The following is an 18,522-nucleotide window of genomic DNA, read 5'->3' on the forward strand; positions in this document are numbered from 1 at the left end:
ACTCCCTCTCGTCAATACGGAGCTTAGTAGGTACGAACCTTGGGTTCGAACGTATCAACAGTTTTTGGCTTAAAGTTAACGTCGCGCTGCTTCAGCTCTTTGGTAAGCGGGAAGTAGAGCGAGTGTTTCAGCCAGTTGACGTCATCACGGTCCGGGTAGTCGTAACGCGAGTGAGCACCGCGGCTCTCTTTACGCTCAAGGGCAGCAATTGCCGTTGCTTCGGCCACTTCCATCAGGTTATCAAGCTCTAACGCCTCTACACGGGCAGTGTTGAAAGCGTTGGATTTGTCAGGCAGGTGGGCGTTGGCAATACGACCGCGCAGGTCGGCAAGTTTTTGAACACCTTCGACCATGTTTTTCTCTTCTCGGAATACACCGAAAGAGGTTTGCATGATGTTCTGAAGTTCCGCTTTCAGCGCCGGAATACTCTCACCACCTTCAGACTCGTTCCAACGGGTGATACGCTTCATGGCGGATTCGATGTCAGACTCGGAGGCATCCAGGTACTCGATACCTTCGTTCAGCGCGCCTTCAATAAACATGCCGGCCGCACGCCCAAAGACCACCAAATCAAGCAAAGAGTTTCCACCGAGACGGTTAGCACCGTGAACCGACACACACGCCGCTTCACCACAGGCAAACAGACCGTTGATGATCTGGTCGTTGCCGCTTTCGTCCTGAAGAATCGCCTGACCATGGATATTGGTCGGAATACCGCCCATCATATAGTGACAGGTCGGTACGACCGGAATCGGATCTTTCGCCGGATCAATATGAGCGAAGGTTTTGGAAAGCTCAACGATACCCGGCAGGCGCTTGCTCAGGACTTCTTCGCCCAGGTGGTCAAGCTTCAGGAAGACGTGATCGCCCTTCTCACCACAGCCGCGGCCTTCGAGAATTTCCATAACCATGGAGCGCGCAACAACGTCACGACCCGCCAGATCTTTCGCGTTAGGCGCGTAACGCTCCATGAAGCGCTCGCCGTCTTTATTGATCAGGTAGCCACCTTCACCACGGCAACCTTCCGTGACCAGCGTGCCCGCACCATAAATACCGGTCGGGTGGAACTGCCACATTTCCATGTCCTGCATCGGGAAACCAGCACGCAGTGCCATACCGATACCGTCGCCTGTATTGATCAAGGCATTGGTAGTCGATGCAAATATACGGCCAGCACCGCCGGTTGCTAGCACGGTTGCCTTGGATTTAACGTGAACGACTTCGCCGGTTTCGATACACATGGCGATACAGCCCACCACGTCACCGCTGGCATTCTTCACCAGATCAACCGCGTACCACTCATTCAAGAACGTTGTGTTGTTCTTCAGGTTGTTCTGGTAAAGCGTGTGCAGGAGTGCATGGCCGGTACGGTCAGCCGCCGCACAGGTACGTGCTGCCTGGCCGCCTTCACCAAAGTTCTTGGACTGGCCGCCAAACGGGCGCTGGTAAATACGACCGTTATCAAAGCGGGAGAACGGCAGGCCCATGTGCTCAAGCTCAAATACGGCTTTAGGGCCTTCAGAACACATGTACTCCGATGCGTCCTGGTCGGCGATATAGTCGCCGCCTTTAACGGTGTCGTACATGTGCCAGCGCCAATCATCTTGGGGGTCGGCGGAGGCGATAGCACAGGTAATACCACCCTGAGCAGAAACGGTGTGGGAGCGTGTCGGGAACACTTTGGAAAGAACGGCTGTCTTCTTACCGGACTTGGCAAGCTCCAGAGCAGCGCGCAGGCCAGCGCCACCGCCACCAATGATAATGGCGTCAAACGTCAGGCTACGAAGGTTAGACATGTATCAAGCTCCCCACAGAATTTGAATGCCCCACACCAGGTATACGAAGATGGCCAGAATGATCAGCGTCTGGGCACCTACGCGCAGGCGAGTGGACTTGAGATAATCGGTAGTTACGGTCCACAGGCCAATCCAGGCGTGCGCTGCGATAGAGATAAAGGCTAGCAGCGAGAAGATCCGCATCCACGTTTGGTTAAAAAGGCCGCTCCAGGTGTAGTAATCAAGATCTGGATTAAATAGCAGGTAAGCAACCATAAAGACCGTATAAACGGCCAGCACAACCGCAGAAACGCGCTGCATCAACCAGTCAGACAGTCCGCTGCGGCCAAAACTTGTGATGTTGGTTACCATACCCAGACTCCTGCCAGAATAATCAGAACCGCACTGACCACTACGGTGATCTGTGCTTTTTGTATGCTACCTTCTAGCGTCACACCAATATCCGCATCCATTAACAGGTGCTTAATCCCTGCCACGAAATGGAACGCCAGAGCGGACAGCAGACCCCAGGCAACAAACTTGGCCAATAGGTTATTGGCCAGTGCATTGCTAACTGCATCGAAGCCTGCAGGAGAGGATAGTGACTTGCCCAACGCCCAAAAAGCGAATACCAGGCCAACGAACAGGATGACACCCGTAATACGGTGGGTGATCGACGTCAGGGCCGGCAGTGGGAAGTGTATCGTAGTTAGATCTAGATTTACGGGTCGTTTGCTATTCACGGCTTATACACACTCTCTTGGCCCGCTCTGCGACAGGTCGGGCATAGCCCGAGCGGGCAGTGGTTGCTGGAAGGGGCTCGGCCGTTTGCCAAGTCAAGCACGACCACCTACCTCCCGGTCGCGCGCCGAGGATTATAAGAACCTTCGCCCCTGCTGACAAACCGAACTCGGGCCTAACTCGACTATGGTGCAAAAAAAAACGGCCAACCCGAGTCGATTTTGCGATGCAGCATCGATATAGTGACAGAGCTTAGATCATTTGATAAGCCTGTTAAGAAGTCGTCAAAGCTCTAACACTTCGCTACTATGATCAGTATCGTCCATATACAAATATTATTCACAAAAATAACCTCTGCATAACCTTGTTTGCATTCACCATGCCTAGCGTTTTGCCCAATTGACAAAATGTCGCACGCTTCTATAGTGGGCAAACCTTTTCGCCGGCGCGGTAAGCGAAACAATGACTTTACGTCCCAACCCGAATCCGAAAGGAGGCCAGCATGGCTGACAGGAAAGCAACACTGACGGTAGACGGTCTCGACAAAACGATCGAGCTACCCATGTACTCCGGCACTCTTGGCCCCGACGTTATTGACGTTCGCGGCCTGGGGGCCGAAGGCCTGTTCACCTACGACCCCGGCTTTATGGCCACCTCTTCTTGCCAATCTGCCATTACCTATATCGATGGCGGTAAGGGCGTACTGCTACACCGCGGCTACCCCATCGACCAACTGGCAAAAGAGTCCAACTTTGTTGAGATGTGCTATACGCTGCTCTTTGGCGAATTGCCAAATGATGAGCAGTATGCTGATTTCGCTGCACGCATTCGTAACCATACGATGGTGCATGATCAGATCAACAACTTCTTCAAAGGGTTCCGCCGTGATGCGCACCCAATGTCCATTCTGTGTGGCGTAGTTGGCGGCCTGGCGGCGTTCTACCATGACCATATGGACATCACCAAGGAAGAAGATCGTACGATTAGCGCTATTCGCCTGATCGCGAAAATGCCTACCATTGCCGCCATGTCGTACAAGTACAACATCGGCCAACCGTTCAACTATCCGCGCAATGACCTGAGCTATGCAGAGAACTTTCTCTATATGATGTTCAGCAACCCTTGCGAGGAGTACAAAATCAATCCGGTTTACGCGAAAGCCATGGATCGCATCTTCATGCTGCATGCCGACCATGAGCAGAATGCGTCCACCTCTACCGTACGCCTAGCAGGTTCGACCGGCGCCAATCCGTTTGCATGCATCAGCGCAGGTATTGCCGCACTTTGGGGCCCGGCGCACGGCGGTGCCAACGAAGCCGTACTGATGATGCTTGACGAAATCGGCGACGATTCCGAAGAGAACATTCAGCGGTTCGTTGACAAGGCTAAAGACAAGGAAGACCCGTTCAAGCTAATGGGCTTTGGTCACCGCGTTTACCGCAACTTTGACCCGCGTGCCAAGGTAATGAAAGAGACCTGCGATGAAGTACTGGCCGAACTGGGCCTGGCCGATGATCCGCAGCTCAAGATTGCCAAGCGCCTTGAACAGATTGCGCTGGAAGATGAATACTTCATCGAACGCAAGCTGTACCCGAACGTTGATTTCTACTCAGGCATCATTCTCAAGGCCATGGGCATTCCCACCAATATGTTTACGGTCATCTTTGCCGTATCACGCACAATTGGCTGGATTTCCCACTGGAACGAAATGCTCAGCGAAAGCTACAAGATCGGTCGTCCGCGCCAGCTGTACACAGGCCACGATCAGCGCGATTATCCGAAGAAGTAATTACTCGACGACTTAATCGTTCAGAAGGCCACCTACGGGTGGCCTTCTTGGTTTATAGCTGCCATTAAGCTGATTCCGCCTGCCTTTCGTCCTAGCGCTTTTTACGCCCCATTAGCACCCAGGCTATAGCCTTGCCTCCTGACACTTCTACAGGACTCTATAGCCGCGACAGTCCTTCCACCTTCATGCCTGCAGTAGACGAAAGCACCACTTAAAAAAGCGGCTTGAGACCGTCAATAAGGCTTGACATTCCTGCCAGCTGGCTTAGAAAAATGTTTTCCACACTATCTGTGGATAAGCTTGTTTATAACCACTCGAAAACGTCCCGCAATCGCCATGAACAGTGACCTAGCCTTAAATTGGTTATTTTTTGATCTTATATAACGCATTGATTTTAAAAGAAATAAGCTATTTCGAATATTTTTTCGAGAGGATATAACGAGTTGTGCACAACTCGCTTAAAAGATCACAAAAAGTGGACAAGTCAAGCAAAAATCCTCGCAAAAAGGGAGAATTCAGCTTGCTTTCAGAAAGCATCAGGCAGGCAAAACACAGCAAATGAATGAGATCATTGCTGTATTAAAAATAGGAGAGTATGCAAAGTGATGGCGTCCCATAGGGGGTTCGAACCCCTGTTACCGCCGTGAAAGGGCGGTGTCCTAGACCACTAGACGAATGGGACGTTTAAACGATCAGCCTACCGGCTATTAGCCAGTAACCTCATTGCAATGATTAAAAAACGAATCATAACAATCGTGGTGGAGCCTAGCGGGATCGAACCGCTGACCTCAACACTGCCAGTGTTGCGCTCTCCCAGCTGAGCTAAGGCCCCACATGTCTTGAAGACGGAGCGTATAGTACTGATTACCCTCGCCTTCGTCAACCCTCTCGATCACAGGAAAACGCCAAATACATAATGAGTACAGAAAATGGCGTTTTCCAGGGCGATCAGCTTAGCGATTTACAGGTCACGATACTCTTTCTCGAAGCGTTTCGCCTGCTTCTTGGAAACCCCACCCAGCACATCCATGGCGCTGCGCAGGCGCGCTCGGGTTACATCCGAGCCCAGAATCGCCATTGCATCCATTACTGACGTACTGGACGCACTTCCGGTAATGGCGATAAACACAGGAGCCAGAAACACCTTCATTTTTAGCTCGAAGTGGGCTGCAAGGCTCTTTACCTCTTCAAGCAGCGCTTCTTTATTCCAGGCCGGCACGGCTTCAAGACGCCATACCAAGAACTGCAGCAGTTTTACCAACTCCTCTTTCTCAACTTTGACACTATTGAAGTCATCTTCGCTCAGTTCAGGCAACCCTGAAAAGAAGTGCCCGGCGAGCGGCATTACCTGCGAAAGCGTTTCTACACGTGGGCGCACCTGGGGCAGGATCTGCTTGACATACGCCTCATTGAACGCCCATTCGCGCAGCGCGTTTAGCAGTGCGTCATCGTCAAGATCTTCGCGAATATATACACCGTTGAGCCACGTCAGCTTTTCAAGATCAAATACCGGCCCACCTAGCGATACGCGCTGAATATCGAACTCTTCCATCATATCGGACAAGCTAAACTTTTCGCGCTCATCGGGCATCGACCAGCCCATGCGCCCCAGGTAGTTAGTAACCGCCTGAGGTAAAAAGCCCATCCGACGATAGTAATTAATCGAGGTGGGATTTTTGCGCTTGGAAAGTTTTGATTTATCAGGGTTACGCAGCAGCGGCATATGGCACAGCTCGGGCATTTCCCAGCCAAAGTACTCGTACAGCAGCTGATGCTTGGGCGCCGAGTTGATCCATTCCTCGCCACGCAGTACGTGGGTGATACCCATCAGGTGGTCATCAACCACATTGGCTAGATGGTAAGTTGGCATGCCATCGGACTTAAGCAGTACCTGAGCATCAACCTGTGCCCAATCGACTTCAATCGTCCCGCGCAGCATGTCCTTCACGACACAGACGCCTTCGCTTGGCACATTCATGCGCACGACGTAGGGCCAGCTTTCTTGCTCACGGCGAGTCACTTCTGCATCATCCAGCGCTAAATCGCTAGGTTTGAAGGCCAACTGCAAGCCGGCTTCCTTACGCGATTCGCGCAGCGCATCCAGCTCTTCGGCAGTGCGATAGCATTTAAAGGCGTGACCGGCATCCAGGAGTTGCTGAGCATATTGGGCATAGATTTCCCCACGCTCACTTTGGCGGTATGGGCCGTGTGGTCCGCCTACGTCTGGGCCTTCATCCCACTCAAGCCCCAGCCAGCGCAGGGAATCCAGAATCATCTTTTCGGATTCAGGCGTTGAGCGTACGCGGTCCGTATCTTCGATACGTAAGATAAACTGCCCGCCATGCTGACGCGCAAAGCATAGGTTAAACAGCGCAATATAAGCCGTACCAACGTGGGGGTCACCCGTGGGGGAAGGGGCTATGCGAGTGCGAACGGTCATCAAGACATCCTTATAGCGAGAAAGCGTAGCAATATTATACCTACCCTACGCGCAACCAACAGCGCCATGGAAGGAACGTCTTACGTATAAAAGCGTCAAAGTAAACATAATAAGGTTATAGATTTCAGGATGCGCGGTTTTACACAATCGCTTAGAATTGTGTTGTCGTCAAAATTGGCGATTGTGCATAAAAAAGAGCTTTAAATGCATCCAGAATGCCTCTATCACCGTACAAGCGGTAAAAGTTAACTTAACGAGCTGATAACGCTCATTTATAGGAAATCGAAATGGAATCGCTAGGCTCACGTATAAAGCAATTGCGGCTTAGGGCCAAGCTTAACAAGGCTGCCCTGGCGCGCAAAGTTGGTGTGTCTGATGTCACCATTTCTTACTGGGAGTCTGGAGCTATCAAACAAATCGGTCATGAGCGCCTAGTCGCGCTTGCCGAGGCGTTGGATTGCTCGCTGGCTACCCTGTTAGAAGGTGATACTGCCCCTCAGCTATTGACGTTGACCCATACTGGTCCCCTCCCCTGGGAACAAGTACAGGCAACCACGATAACTGTTCCTCACTACCTGTCTTTGAATATTGATTGGAAAGCACCGTGCATCATGGCTACCCCCGGCCCGGATACGGACTTTTCACCAGTCGCGGCTAATGATCTGCTGCTACTTGGCCCAACACATGTATTCCATAAAGCTGGGCATTATCTCATTCAACGCGATGAGCGCTTTGTTCTTGAGCATTTTGCAAAAGCGCCTTCTGATACGGCAATTCATGCGGTACTGCTAGCGCATTGGCGTTCTGTCTAAAGCATCTCTCCCCTATCGTTTAATGAACTTCCACCTGGTCACGTGTACGTCTTGGTTCATCCCCCACCAAGAAACGGCGTGAGTAGGTGGCCACCTGACCTAACCCATGGCGGGATTGACTGACTAGTTCTCCCGCCAAATGCTCGCCCTTTTCACCAATACGCTTCTGTACGGCGACAGGCTGAACACTCGCTTCAGAGAGCTGTACGCGAACCATGTATCCACCATCCGGCAAGCCACTTCCCGAACCAAACGGCCCTGCGCTAAAGCGACCATCGCTTACCGCGGTGCGCGACTGCCAACGAACACGGCTCAACTCACGTTCGACAACAATCTGTACCTGAGCACTATCAGGCAAATTAGTCTCGCCCTCCACCATCAAGCGGCGGTCACTGCGCAGCGAAACGGAGGTGGAAATCATCACATTCAAGGGTTCGGCCTGCTCTTCTACAACGACCGACGCATCCACTTGAGCGGGAGCAGGTGTCTGCTCTGACGATTCATGTGGTAGCTCTTCTTCCGAGCCACCGCACCCTACTAGCACCAACAAAGACACCAGTATCAGGCTAAAGCCTGTGTGTAGCTTATGCATTATGCTTCCTCGACAACGGCAACTTACAGGTTATCACTGCAACCTGTTGGCCACAGTGAATCAGACCGTTCACGAAGTAAAGTTATGTCAAAACAGGAGCAAGAGCGAGGGTTACGCCTCTAGGCGCTTACTTCATTTCAAAGCCTCGCTCAATCAGAAACTCGCGCATATGGGGCCGCAGTTTGCTATCAAAGAGTGGCGTAAGATTATGTGACCAGTCAGTATTTTTATTGCTGCTACTGCGCGACTGATAGTAAGCCTGCATGGTGGTATCAAATGCCTCGACCTGTTCGCCGTCGTCACTGTAATAGTCTTCTTTTAAAATGGCCTCGACCGGCAAGCGGGGCTTAACTTCAGGCTCATGCTCCGGGTAACCCAGACACATTCCGAATACGGGATAGACCTGTTCAGGTAGTTTCAATAGATCGCTGATGGCCTGGGGGTTATTACGAATACCGCCGATATAACAGATACCAAGCCCTTCTGACTCAGCCGCTGTGGCGACATTTTGTGCCATCAATGCGGTGTCCACGGTGGCAACCAGAAGTTGTTCGGTCATACCACGGATGACATTGGCGCCGGTCCGCTCTGATGCTTCGGTGGGACGCTTCATATCCGCGCAGAAGACCAGAAAGTCGGAGCAGCTGGCTATATAGCTTTGCCCACCCGCCAGCTCGGCAATCTGCTCTCGGTTGGAAGGGTTCTTAACATGAATGACGGTGTAGGCCTGAACATGACTGGACGTGGCCGCTCCTTGCCCTGCCTGGATAAGCTCGACCAGTAATTCATGCGGAATAGGGCGGTCACTGAATTTGCGAATGGAGCGGTGGGATTTCAGCAGCTTGATGACGTCGTTCATGGTACCTCGCTTATCTAAATAACGAACTTGACGCTTTACCTAATGAGGGCAACTTTACTCAATGCAAGTAAATCCCTACTAGCGCAGCTGGCTATCTTTACTCCCCCGTCGATTATACCCGCTGACATTTGACTGTTTTTTATCCTGCTCGCTCTGACACGCTATACACAGCCGAACGCCGGGCACAGCTAGGCGGCGCGGTTCAGGAATGGGTGTATCGCACTCTTCGCAGTACCGACGACTTTCCCCGCGGGGAAGCTGACTACGGGCTCTCTCAACGGCATCATCCAGCGTTCTTTCAATCTGCTCCTGCTCGGCGCCATCCTTTGCCCACCCCCCGGCCATCACTACTCTCCTGTTTAATTGGCTGTTTATCAAGAATAGAAGTATTTGAACAAGCGATAAAGCACCGGTTGACTGAAATCCTGCGCCGTAAAACAGTCATCTATGCTGCCGCCATGGTGCTCACCTTTTGCAGTCACCTGACGAATCTGCATCAAACGGATAAGAATGAAGAAATTAAATAAATCAAGCTAATTGCTACTGACCATTGTGTTTTCATTGGTCGTATCATGCACCGTTTGTCGGGATAACGCCTTATTCTTCGGCAAGAGAAGACGTTATGTCGCTCCGGACTATACTCTTTATACTCCCCATGCAAAATATAACGATGCCAGGAAGCCACCATGGATAATATTACGCCTCACGCGTCTGGTCAGAAGTGGAATGCTGGCCACTATGCTGAAAATGCTCACTTTGTACCTCAACTAGGCCACGACGTTGTTAAGCTTTTATCTCCCCAACCAGGCCAGCGTATTTTGGATCTAGGCTGTGGCGATGGCGCACTAACCGAGCGTTTGGTCCAACTGGGCGCCGATGTATTAGGCGTGGATAGCTCAGAAGACATGGTGGACGCCACCCGCAAGCGTGGTATTAATGCTCGCGTTGTCGATGCTCACGAGCTTCCTTTTGACCATGAGTTCGATGCCGTTTTCAGCAACGCCGCGCTTCACTGGATGCTTGATCCTCAAGCGGTTTTGGCTGGTGTAAAGCGGGCGCTAAAGCCGGGTGGCCGGTTTGTGGCAGAGTTTGGGGGGCACGGCAACGTGGCGGCTATCTGTACTGCCCTGATTGCTTCACTGCAGTTTCGGGGGATCAGTGCTCGCGGACGTCATCCGTGGTACTTCCCAACCACCGAAGAGTACGCCAGCATCCTGCAAACTGTAGGATTCAAGGTCGATACAATTGAATTGATCCCACGGCCCACTCCCCTGCCCACCGGCATGGCGGGCTGGCTTGAAACCTTCGCCAATCCCTTCCTGAGCGGCCTGGAGGAAGATCTACGCCACTCAATTATTGATAATACCTTAATGCTACTTTCTCACAGCTTGAACGATGGTCAGGGTAATTGGACCGCCGATTACGTACGCCTGCGCGTATCCGCTCATGCATAAAGCTGTGCGCCCACCACCTGCCAATGCGCGTTACGGCTGTAGAGACTAACAGGTGGTCGACAGGGTCGGTTTAGAACTCATCCCAGTCATCAGTTTCCTTGACCAACACCTTCCGCGAAGGGTTAGCGCCAGAAGATCTATCCATTTGCACGGTATGTGGAGCAGGTAGCGGTGAGGTAACTAATGTTTTTTGATGAGTACTACCTGCCTGCTCATCAAGACGAAAGGTAGCCATTAGCTCTGCCAGTTGGCGCGCCTGGCCTTCAAGCGCGCTAGCCGCGCTGCTGGTTTGTTGCACCAGTGCCGCATTTTGTTGAGTCACCGAATCCATTTCTGTCAGTGCAGCATTAATTTGTTCAATACCCCCATTTTGCTCCCGGCTTGCGGTGGATATCTCGCCCATTAACGTTGTCACCTGCCCGATTGCCTGCACCGTTTGTGAAATGGTCGCGCCACTGCGTTCTGCCTGTTCAGCGCCACTATTGATTTGTGAAGTCGTCTGCTCAATCAGGCTACGGATCTCTTTTGCCGAAGCGGCACTACGAGTAGCAAGCGAGCGAACCTCACTGGCCACCACTGCAAATCCACGCCCCTGCTCACCGGCTCTGGCCGCTTCCACCGAGGCATTGAGAGCCAGAATATTGGTTTGAAAAGCAATCGAGTCGATAACGCCGATAATATCGTTAATGCGGTTTGCACTGGCTGCTATTTCACGCATCAGAGCTACCGTGCGTTGAACCTCCTCTCCCCCCGCCGTCGCTGACTGGGAAGCCGCTGCCGATAGCTGATCAGCGGTTTGCGCTGTCTCCGCATTTTTACTGACGGTGGTTGACATCTGCTCCATGCTGGAAGCCGTTTGCTGCAGTGCAGACGCCTGCTGTTCGGTGCGTGAAGAGAGATCCTGGCTTCCCACCGAGATATCGCCTGCACCATTAAAGACGCTTTCACTACTGCTACGTAAGGAAAGCACCAGGGTTTTCAGCTTGGCTTGCATGTCAGCCAGCGCGCTAAATAGCTGGCCTACTTCGTTACGCCCGCGTGCTTCAATACGGTCGGTCAAGTCCCCATCTGCAATAGTGGCGAAGTGAGCAATGGCCTGATTAAGTGGGCGTACAACGCTGCGCATCATGGCCATGCGGATAATGATGGCGGCAGTCAATGAAAGAATGAGCAAAGCGATCGCTATCGCTCCGATGGTTTGGGTGAGGTTTTCCACCTGCTCGATTACACGCTGCCCCCGCGCTTCGGTATAGGTGATAAACTCATGCATGGCTTCGTCTAACTGTACACCGCTTTCGCCTAATGCTTCCTGGCGGCGCTGCACCTGAAACGGCGGCGCATCCAGCAGGGGGACAATGCCTTCAGTGATAAACGCTTCATAGCTCAGCACGATAGCCTCACGGTAGCTGGCAAGCTCGCTTTCCACAGGTACTGGCAAAGCTCTGAATTCGTCAAAGTTCGCTTGGGCCGCCGCCACGGCCTCAATGGCTAACTGCAGGTTTTCATGACCTTTTTCAGGATTCCCCTGAGTGCTGTAGCTTGCAAAACGATCGAGAAAAGTTTGCGCTCTTAGTGCATTTACCTGGGTGCGGTTAGCAAGATTGGTTAACCGCACATTGATATCGGCCAACTCTTCAAGGGCTCTGCCGCTGGTATGGTTAGCATAAAACCCCAGCCCGCTGATCAACCCGATCATGAGCACCATCAAGGCTAACGCCGCCGTTAAACTCCACTTAATTGAAAGATGTCTCATCCTATTGATCCCTTTGTTTTTTATGATTCGCTTATAGGTATCGGCCGGAGTAAACCAAGCTGAAGCAATTTGCGGGGCGCTATCGACCTATGTATAACAAGAAGGCATAAAAAACCCACCGTGGCCGAGGCCACGGTGGGTAGATAAATACCCGAGCTGTTTAAACAGCGGTATTCTTAAGCGTTGCCATATCAATCACGAAACGATAGCGCACATCGCCTTTTGCCATACGCTCGAAGCCTTCGTTGATATTATTGATATCAAGCATTTCGATATCGCAGGTAATACCTTGATCAGCGCATAGCTTGAGCAGCTCTTCGGTTTCCGCAATACCGCCAATCAATGAACCTGCCACTACACGGCGCTTGAATACCAGATTGAAGGCTTCAATAGCGGGTTCAATAGGCTCCAGCAAGCCGACAATAATGTGCGTGCCGTCGTATTTAAGCGAAGCCAGGTAAGGGTTTAGATCGTGCTGTACGGGTACGGTGTCGAGCATAAAGTCGAAGTTTTCAGCCACCGCATCCATCTGCGCCTGGTCGGTGGACACCACAACGTGGTCGGCACCATTACGCTTAGCTTCTTCCACCTTGGAGTCGGAACGAGTGAAAACCGTTACTTCGGCGCCCAGCGCCTTGGCAAGCTTAACGCCCATATGTCCTAGGCCGCCCATGCCAATTACACCGATTTTATGCCCCTTTTTGACGCCGTAATGCTTGAGTGGCGAATACGTCGTGATACCGGCGCAGAGGATCGGCGCCGCGGAGGCTAAATCGATCCCTTCAGGCATTTGCAGTACAAAGTGCTCACTGACCACGATAGAGTCGGAGTAGCCACCCTGAGTCGTCGTGCCGTCTTGGCGATCTTCACTGCCATAGGTCATGGTAAACCCTTCCAGGCAGTACTGTTCAACGCCATCTTTACAGGCACTACAGGTGCGGCAGGAATCTACCATGCAGCCAACGCCGACCAGGTCGCCTGTTTTGAAACGCGATACCTTGTCACCAACAGAGGTCACACGGCCAACAATTTCATGGCCTGGCACTACCGGGTATTGACTCATCCCCCAATCGTTACGGGCAAAGTGCAGGTCACTATGGCATACGCCGCAATAGAGAATTTCAATTGCTACGTCATCGGGACGTGGCTGGCGACGTTCAAAATTAAAGGGGGCTAAGGGCTTGTCGGCAGCAAAGGCCGCATAAGATTTTACTTGGCTCATAGGTAGGACTCCTTGTCTTACATGAAAGCATGTATTTCCTCACGCGCGAGGATTGACTCTCATTATTGGCTTAATCCGCCAAGATAGCGATGAACGAAGCTCCGTAATTTTTGCCTATTACTCCAAACCCACGTAATAAAATAACAATAAAAAGTAAAAAAACGTTATGATTCTATAAAATCCACCATTATTAAAGAGTTCCCTATGCCCCTTACGGCTCAGGTTGGCAATACACTGGCTGACGTCATTTATCCCCTTGTAGAAAACGATGGGATGACCGAGACGCGGCTGCCGGGTGTGTCACTGCTGTGCTTAAGGCGTCATCAAAAGCGCACTCCGCTGATCTATGAGCCTAGTCTGATCATCATTGCTCAGGGGCGGAAGCTAGGCTACTTGGGTGATCGCGAAATCCATTACGACCCAGGACACTATTTAGTTCAGACGCTACCCTTACCCTTTGAGTGCGAAACCTACGGTGCTCCTGAGGCTCCTTTACTGGGTATTTCAGTACGCCTTGATCCGGCGCTGTTAAGCGAAATGGTCACGGCAATGGGCGATACGGGTCATCAGGATAAGGCACCCTTGCCAATGGCATCAGTAGCAATGACTGATGGCATGCAAGAAGCTGTTTTTCGCTTGGCGCGTACTCTGCATGAAACAATTGAGTGCAACACAATGGGTGCTGCGCGGATTCGCGATGTGGTCTTTGAAGCGTTAAAAGGAGAACAGGGCCAAGCGCTCAGAGCGCTGATATTAGGGCATGGAAACTACTCACGTATTGTGCGGGTGCTCTCCCAACTCCACGCTCACTTCGCCAATGACATCAGCGTAGAGAAACTGGCGGAACAGGCCAATATGAGTACATCGACGTTTCATCAGCACTTCAAACAGATTACTCGGTCATCACCTACCCAGTACGTAAAACGGCTACGTTTGATCAAAGCGCAGCAGCTACTTTTACAAAATAATCATAACGTTAACCAGGCCGCATCGGCCGTAGGCTATCGCAGCGTGCCTCAGTTCAGCCGGGATTATAAGCGCTATTTTGGCGAGTCCCCCCTGCAGCATCGCCGTCATGAACAGATGCTGCAGAGGTAATTAAGGCTTATTTAGCAAGCTCGCTTGGTAAACTTACTTAGCAAAAATCTGGCTCTTGTCCTTAAAGGCCTTGAACTCCAGCGCGTTACCGCAAGGGTCGAGCAGGAACATGGTGGCCTGCTCACCCACTTCGCCTTTAAAGCGCACGTAGGGCTCGATGACAAAGACGGTGTTGCGTGACTTCAAGCGCTCGGCCAGCTCTTCCCACTCGTCCCATTCCAGAATCACGCCAAAATGCGGCACCGGTACATCATGGCCATCCACAGGGTTAGTGTGAGCATTCTCCTGGCTAGGCGTTTTAGGGTGGCCATGAATGACCAACTGGTGGCCAAAGAAATTGAAATCGACCCAGTTTTCGCTGGAGCGCCCTTCTTCCAGCCCAAATACATCATTGTAAAAAGCGCGGGCCAGCGCCACATCATAAACAGGGATGGCAAGGTGGAAGGGGGAAAGGCTCATGATGATCTCCTGCACTCTATCGTTATAAGGTAACCGGTATAAGGTCTCAGTTAGTAATAGCCATCGTAGGCCGGTGCATGGGAAAATAAAATCAATATCTTTTTGGCCAAATCACAAAAATTATTTATCAATGATACGCGAGTTAAAAACCCTGACCGCCATCGCTCAGGAAGGGACCTTTGCGGCAGCAGCTCAAAAAAGTGGGCTGACCCAGGCCGCGGTGAGCGCACAGATGAAACGCCTGGAAGAATCGCTGGGTATCTCCCTATTCGTACGTAAAGGCCGTACAGCGGCACTAACGCCCCAAGGGCAAGCGGTATTGCAGCAGGCCTATACGCTGTTGGCGCTTTATCGAACGCTTGGCGAAGCCAATACTGGAGCGCCTGTCAGCACGCCCGTCAATATCGGGGCGATTGCTTCTATCCAACGCTCGCTACTGCCCGATGCGCTGGCGCGCTTTCATCAAGCCTACCCCGATTGCCGCACGCGGGTACTGCCCGGCCTTTCCATGGGATTGGTCAATCAGGTGGATGCAGGTGAGCTTGATATGGCGGCTATTATTCGCCCGTCTTTTTCGCTGCACAGCGATTTACGCTGGACGACGCTTGCCCATGAACCTTACCGGCTGATAGTACCGACCTCTATTGAAGGTAATGACTGGCGTGAATTGCTGGCCCGCGAGCCTTTTGTGCGCTACGACCGTACCTCGTTTGGAGGTCGTCAGGTCGACCGCTTTTTACGCGGCCAACATTGTCATGTGCGTGAGCTGTGTGAGGTGGACGAACTGGATACCATTATCCAGCTGGTTGCCAACGGCGTGGGCATTGCCCTGGTACCGGAGGTGGCTGCTCTGCAGCCCTGGCCAGCAGCAGTGCGCGCTATCGCGCTGGATGAACATACGTTCCATCGCGATGTAGGGCTGATTCATCGCGCAAGCAGCCAGTTGAGTGCCCCGGCCCGCGCCCTTGCCCAGTTGATTTGTGAAGCTGCCAACCCTCATTATTGAATAAAAAAACGCTAGCCCCTTAAAAGGGGCTAGCGTTATCAATCACGCCTGATATGACACGTCGGTACACTCAGGCTTGAGTAGGTAAAACCTTACAGAGCAACTTCTTCTGTTTCAGCGTCTTGACCTTCGCTCTGTGTATCAGCATTTTCGTCAGCACTGCTTTCATCACCGGCATCAGCGGCCTCTGATTCAGGCTGAGCGTTTTCAACTTCTGTTTGAGCGTCGGTGCCTGTTTCAGCAGCATTCACCGGCTCGTTCAGCTTAAGTGTTTTTGCTGTATACGCCCGCATTTCACGCAGCAGCTCCGGGTTTTCCGAAAGGCGCTGACCGTAAGACGGTATGATTTGCGTGAGTTTTTCCTGCCACGCATCGCTTTGCACCCGCTCAGTGAATACATTCTCCAACAAATGAAGCATGATGGGAGCCGCGGTTGATGCACCTGGTGAAGCTCCCAGAAGTGCTGCAATTGAGCCGTCCTCAGAACTTACTACTTCGGTACCAAACTGCAGGAGGCCGCCACGCTCAGGATCTTTCTTGATAATCTGAACCCGCTGACCGGCTGTCCACAGCTTCCAGTCATCGCTGTTCGCTTCAGGATAGAAACCCTGCAGCGCTTCAAAGCGGTCTTCTTCAGACATCATGACCTGCCCCACCAGGTAGCGCACCAAGTTGAAATTGTGCATGCCCACCTGAGCCGTCGGCCAGACATTGTTAAATGTCATAGAGCCAAACAGGTCGGTCCAAGAGCCTTCTTTCAAGAACTTGCTTGAGAAGGTGGCAAACGGGCCAAAGAATAGCGCAGGCTCGCCATCCAGGTTACGGAAGTCAAGGTGCGGTACTGACATGGGCGGGGATCCTTCACCAGCCTTGCCGTACACCTTGATCGGGTGCTGGGCCACAACCTCAGGATTGGTGGTGTACAGGAACTGGCCACCCACCGGGAAACCTGCATAGGCATCAGCCTCAGGAATGCCTGATTCCTGAAGAAGCGGCAGGGCCGCACCGCCAGCACCAATAAACACGAACCGGGCATCAACGGTGGTTTCATCACCGCTTTCCAGGTTTTTGACCGTCACGTGCCAGGTATCGTCGTCATTACGCTCAAGGCCACGTACTTCACTGTTAACCGACAGGGTAAAGTTATCGCTAGCGCCCAGGCCTTCGATCAGCTGGCGAGTCTGGGCACCGTAATTGACTTCGGTACCTATTTGCATGCGAGTCGCAGCAACGGGCTCGTTTTCATCACGACCTGCCATGACAAGCGGCATCCACTCGGCAATCTCTTCACGATCTTCCGAGTATTCCATGCCTTCATATAGCGGGTTTTCAGTCATGCGAGCATAACGTTCGCGCAGGAAAGCAACATCGTCTTCCCCCCACACCAGCGCGTAATGCGGTACCGAATTGATAAAAGCTTTTGGATCGCTCAGGATTCCCTGGTCGACCTGATGAGCCCAGAACTGACGGGAAATTTCAAACTGTTCGGTAACTTTAACCGCACGCTCAATTTCAACGTGGTTGCCATCGCCCGGTGTATAGTTCATTTCCATAAAGGCAGAGTGACCGCTGCCTGCATTGTTCCAGGCGTTGGAACTCTCTTCCGCCACCTGACCCAGGCGCTCGTAAAGATGAATATCCCAATCGGGTTCTAACTCTTGAAGATAGGTACCTAGCGTGGCGCTCATGATACCGCCACCAATCAATACAACATCAACAGGCTCATCCGCCGCAATGGGCATCGCTGCCATCGCTAGAAGCGGCGTGCAGAGTAATAAACTTAAATGCTTATGCATCTCATATCCTGACGATACAGAAATAACTTGCCGAAGCTGTAAATGCTCGGCATCGAGGGGGTATTATTTGTCGACCAAAGTCTAACAAAATTACATCTTTTCGGAAACCAGCACGATAGAAAAACCCAAAGGGAAGTAAGACATGAGACCTGAAGACCTTGAAAAACTGGTAACCCGCACGATGCCATTCGGCAAACACCAAGGTTTGCTGATTGCCGACCTGCCCGGCCCGTACCTTAACTGGTTTGCGCGGGAGGGTTTCCCATCAGGCGAGATTGGCCAGTTGCTGCAACTGATGCAGGAAATTGATCATAACGGGTTAAGCGGTTTGCTGGACCCGTTACGCAAGCCTTCTCAATAAAGTTTACGCGTTGACGCGGGATACCAATGCTTGCCGATATTCAGTGCGATAAGCTTCTGCATGTTGTCTGGGGTCAGCAGGAAAACGGCCAAGCGCCACGGCCAGCTCAAAAAAGCCAGCGGCGGGCATATTCTCGCCCCGGCGGCTTACTACCAGTGCGGCGATAAATGGCTGACGGGAAGCAGCATCATCGCGCATAAGCTGCTCTAGCGCCTGAGCGACACGCTGTATTGTTCCTGGAGGCGTTAATCCCAGTGATGCAGCCACTTGCTGATACGTCATTGGTAGCGCTTTTTCAGGTGCTGCGGTTAGCAATTGGCGTACAGCTGTTGCTATATCTGCCATGAAAATCCTGTTAGTTACTA

General features: G+C 52.0%; 18 protein-coding genes and 2 tRNA genes. 6 read left to right on the top strand and 14 right to left on the bottom strand.

Going from position 1 to position 18,522, the window contains the following annotated elements; translation table 11 throughout:
* Nucleotides 1-23 precede the first annotated feature (23 nt).
* From sdhA to sdhC, 3 genes are read right to left on the bottom strand one after another with little or no spacing between them, the layout of a single operon-like run.
* Entirely contained in the window at nt 24-1,796 is a 1,773-nt protein-coding gene (sdhA, locus tag ELY38_RS03945) for a succinate dehydrogenase flavoprotein subunit (protein ID WP_127060204.1), read from the bottom strand.
* A gap of 3 nt (nt 1,797-1,799) precedes the next feature.
* Nucleotides 1,800-2,147: a succinate dehydrogenase, hydrophobic membrane anchor protein gene (gene sdhD, locus ELY38_RS03950; protein WP_106373469.1), complete on the bottom strand. Its 348-nt coding sequence runs from the start codon at nt 2,145-2,147 to the stop codon at nt 1,800-1,802.
* A complete protein-coding gene (gene sdhC / locus ELY38_RS03955; protein ID WP_127060205.1) occupies nt 2,141-2,518 on the bottom strand; it encodes a succinate dehydrogenase, cytochrome b556 subunit in 378 nt (125 codons plus the stop codon). Before sdhC ends, sdhD begins: the two co-directional genes overlap by 7 nt.
* A 500-nt stretch (nt 2,519-3,018) precedes the next feature.
* On the opposite strand from sdhC, the gene gltA reads away from it, so the two are divergent.
* Nucleotides 3,019-4,305, top strand: coding sequence for a citrate synthase (gene gltA / locus ELY38_RS03960; protein ID WP_127060206.1), 1,287 nt, complete (start codon nt 3,019-3,021; stop codon nt 4,303-4,305).
* 606 nt (nt 4,306-4,911) lie between these two features.
* Here the strand turns inward: gltA and ELY38_RS03965 are convergent.
* From ELY38_RS03965 to gltX, 3 genes are all read right to left on the bottom strand, one after another.
* A tRNA-Glu gene (locus tag ELY38_RS03965) sits at nt 4,912-4,987 on the bottom strand.
* A gap of 74 nt (nt 4,988-5,061) precedes the next feature.
* A tRNA-Ala gene (locus ELY38_RS03970) sits at nt 5,062-5,137 on the bottom strand.
* A 129-nt stretch (nt 5,138-5,266) separates the two neighbouring features.
* The gene (gene gltX / locus ELY38_RS03975; protein ID WP_127060207.1) at nt 5,267-6,745 is read right to left on the bottom strand and encodes a glutamate--tRNA ligase; all 1,479 of its coding nucleotides are present in this window, start codon (nt 6,743-6,745) and stop codon (nt 5,267-5,269) included.
* Between the two features lie 287 nt (nt 6,746-7,032).
* Between gltX and ELY38_RS03980 the strand changes: the two genes are divergently transcribed.
* The gene (locus ELY38_RS03980) at nt 7,033-7,557 is read left to right on the top strand and encodes a helix-turn-helix domain-containing protein (RefSeq protein ID WP_127060208.1); all 525 of its coding nucleotides are present in this window, start codon (nt 7,033-7,035) and stop codon (nt 7,555-7,557) included.
* A 19-nt stretch (nt 7,558-7,576) separates the two neighbouring features.
* On the opposite strand, the gene ELY38_RS03985 is transcribed toward ELY38_RS03980, so the two are convergent.
* The 3 genes from ELY38_RS03985 to ELY38_RS03995 all read right to left on the bottom strand — a co-directional run bounded on the left by ELY38_RS03985 (nt 7,577) and on the right by ELY38_RS03995 (nt 9,353).
* The gene (locus ELY38_RS03985; RefSeq protein ID WP_127060209.1) at nt 7,577-8,149 is read right to left on the bottom strand and encodes a hypothetical protein; all 573 of its coding nucleotides are present in this window, start codon (nt 8,147-8,149) and stop codon (nt 7,577-7,579) included.
* A 127-nt stretch (nt 8,150-8,276) separates the two neighbouring features.
* Complete coding sequence (gene nfsA, locus ELY38_RS03990) at nt 8,277-9,008, bottom strand: oxygen-insensitive NADPH nitroreductase (RefSeq protein WP_127060210.1); 732 nt, start codon at nt 9,006-9,008, stop codon at nt 8,277-8,279.
* 78 nt (nt 9,009-9,086) lie between these two features.
* Nucleotides 9,087-9,353, bottom strand: coding sequence for a DksA/TraR family C4-type zinc finger protein (locus ELY38_RS03995; protein ID WP_127060211.1), 267 nt, complete (start codon nt 9,351-9,353; stop codon nt 9,087-9,089).
* Between the two features lie 341 nt (nt 9,354-9,694).
* Here ELY38_RS03995 and ELY38_RS04000 point away from each other — a divergent pair, with 341 nt between their 5' ends.
* Nucleotides 9,695-10,462, top strand: coding sequence for a class I SAM-dependent methyltransferase (locus ELY38_RS04000; RefSeq protein WP_127060212.1), 768 nt, complete (start codon nt 9,695-9,697; stop codon nt 10,460-10,462).
* Between the two features lie 70 nt (nt 10,463-10,532).
* Here the strand turns inward: ELY38_RS04000 and ELY38_RS04005 are convergent, their stop codons facing one another.
* Together ELY38_RS04005 and ELY38_RS04010 are read right to left on the bottom strand one after the other, a co-directional pair.
* Nucleotides 10,533-12,215, bottom strand: a complete 1,683-nt coding sequence (locus tag ELY38_RS04005) for a methyl-accepting chemotaxis protein (protein WP_127060213.1) — start codon at nt 12,213-12,215, stop codon at nt 10,533-10,535.
* 160 nt (nt 12,216-12,375) lie between these two features.
* Nucleotides 12,376-13,437, bottom strand: coding sequence for an NAD(P)-dependent alcohol dehydrogenase (locus tag ELY38_RS04010; protein WP_127060214.1), 1,062 nt, complete (start codon nt 13,435-13,437; stop codon nt 12,376-12,378).
* A 204-nt stretch (nt 13,438-13,641) separates the two neighbouring features.
* Here ELY38_RS04010 and ELY38_RS04015 point away from each other — a divergent pair, with 204 nt between their 5' ends.
* On the top strand, nt 13,642-14,535 hold the full coding sequence (locus ELY38_RS04015; RefSeq protein WP_127060215.1) for an AraC family transcriptional regulator: 894 nt from the start codon (nt 13,642-13,644) through the stop codon (nt 14,533-14,535).
* Between the two features lie 33 nt (nt 14,536-14,568).
* Here the strand turns inward: ELY38_RS04015 and ELY38_RS04020 are convergent, their stop codons facing one another.
* Nucleotides 14,569-14,994, bottom strand: a complete 426-nt coding sequence (locus ELY38_RS04020) for a VOC family protein (RefSeq protein ID WP_127060216.1) — start codon at nt 14,992-14,994, stop codon at nt 14,569-14,571.
* Between the two features lie 130 nt (nt 14,995-15,124).
* On the opposite strand from ELY38_RS04020, the gene ELY38_RS04025 reads away from it, so the two are divergent.
* Complete coding sequence (locus tag ELY38_RS04025) at nt 15,125-16,000, top strand: LysR family transcriptional regulator (protein WP_127060217.1); 876 nt, start codon at nt 15,125-15,127, stop codon at nt 15,998-16,000.
* A 92-nt stretch (nt 16,001-16,092) separates the two neighbouring features.
* Here ELY38_RS04025 and mqo read toward each other — a convergent pair whose 3' ends face one another.
* Nucleotides 16,093-17,796 carry a malate dehydrogenase (quinone) gene (gene mqo, locus ELY38_RS04030; RefSeq protein WP_127060218.1) on the bottom strand — a complete coding sequence of 568 codons (1,704 nt, stop codon included), beginning with the start codon at nt 17,794-17,796 and terminating at the stop codon, nt 16,093-16,095.
* Between the two features lie 142 nt (nt 17,797-17,938).
* On the opposite strand from mqo, the gene ELY38_RS04035 reads away from it, so the two are divergent.
* Nucleotides 17,939-18,157, top strand: a complete 219-nt coding sequence (locus tag ELY38_RS04035; RefSeq protein WP_127060219.1) for a DUF3820 family protein — start codon at nt 17,939-17,941, stop codon at nt 18,155-18,157.
* A 3-nt stretch (nt 18,158-18,160) separates the two neighbouring features.
* On the opposite strand, the gene ELY38_RS04040 is transcribed toward ELY38_RS04035, so the two are convergent.
* Nucleotides 18,161-18,502, bottom strand: a complete 342-nt coding sequence (locus tag ELY38_RS04040; RefSeq protein ID WP_127060220.1) for a hypothetical protein — start codon at nt 18,500-18,502, stop codon at nt 18,161-18,163.
* Between the last annotated feature and the right edge of the window lie 20 nt (nt 18,503-18,522).

Origin of the sequence: Vreelandella nanhaiensis (assembly GCF_003990185.1) — a bacterium.
GTDB lineage: Bacteria > Pseudomonadota > Gammaproteobacteria > Pseudomonadales > Halomonadaceae > Vreelandella > Vreelandella nanhaiensis.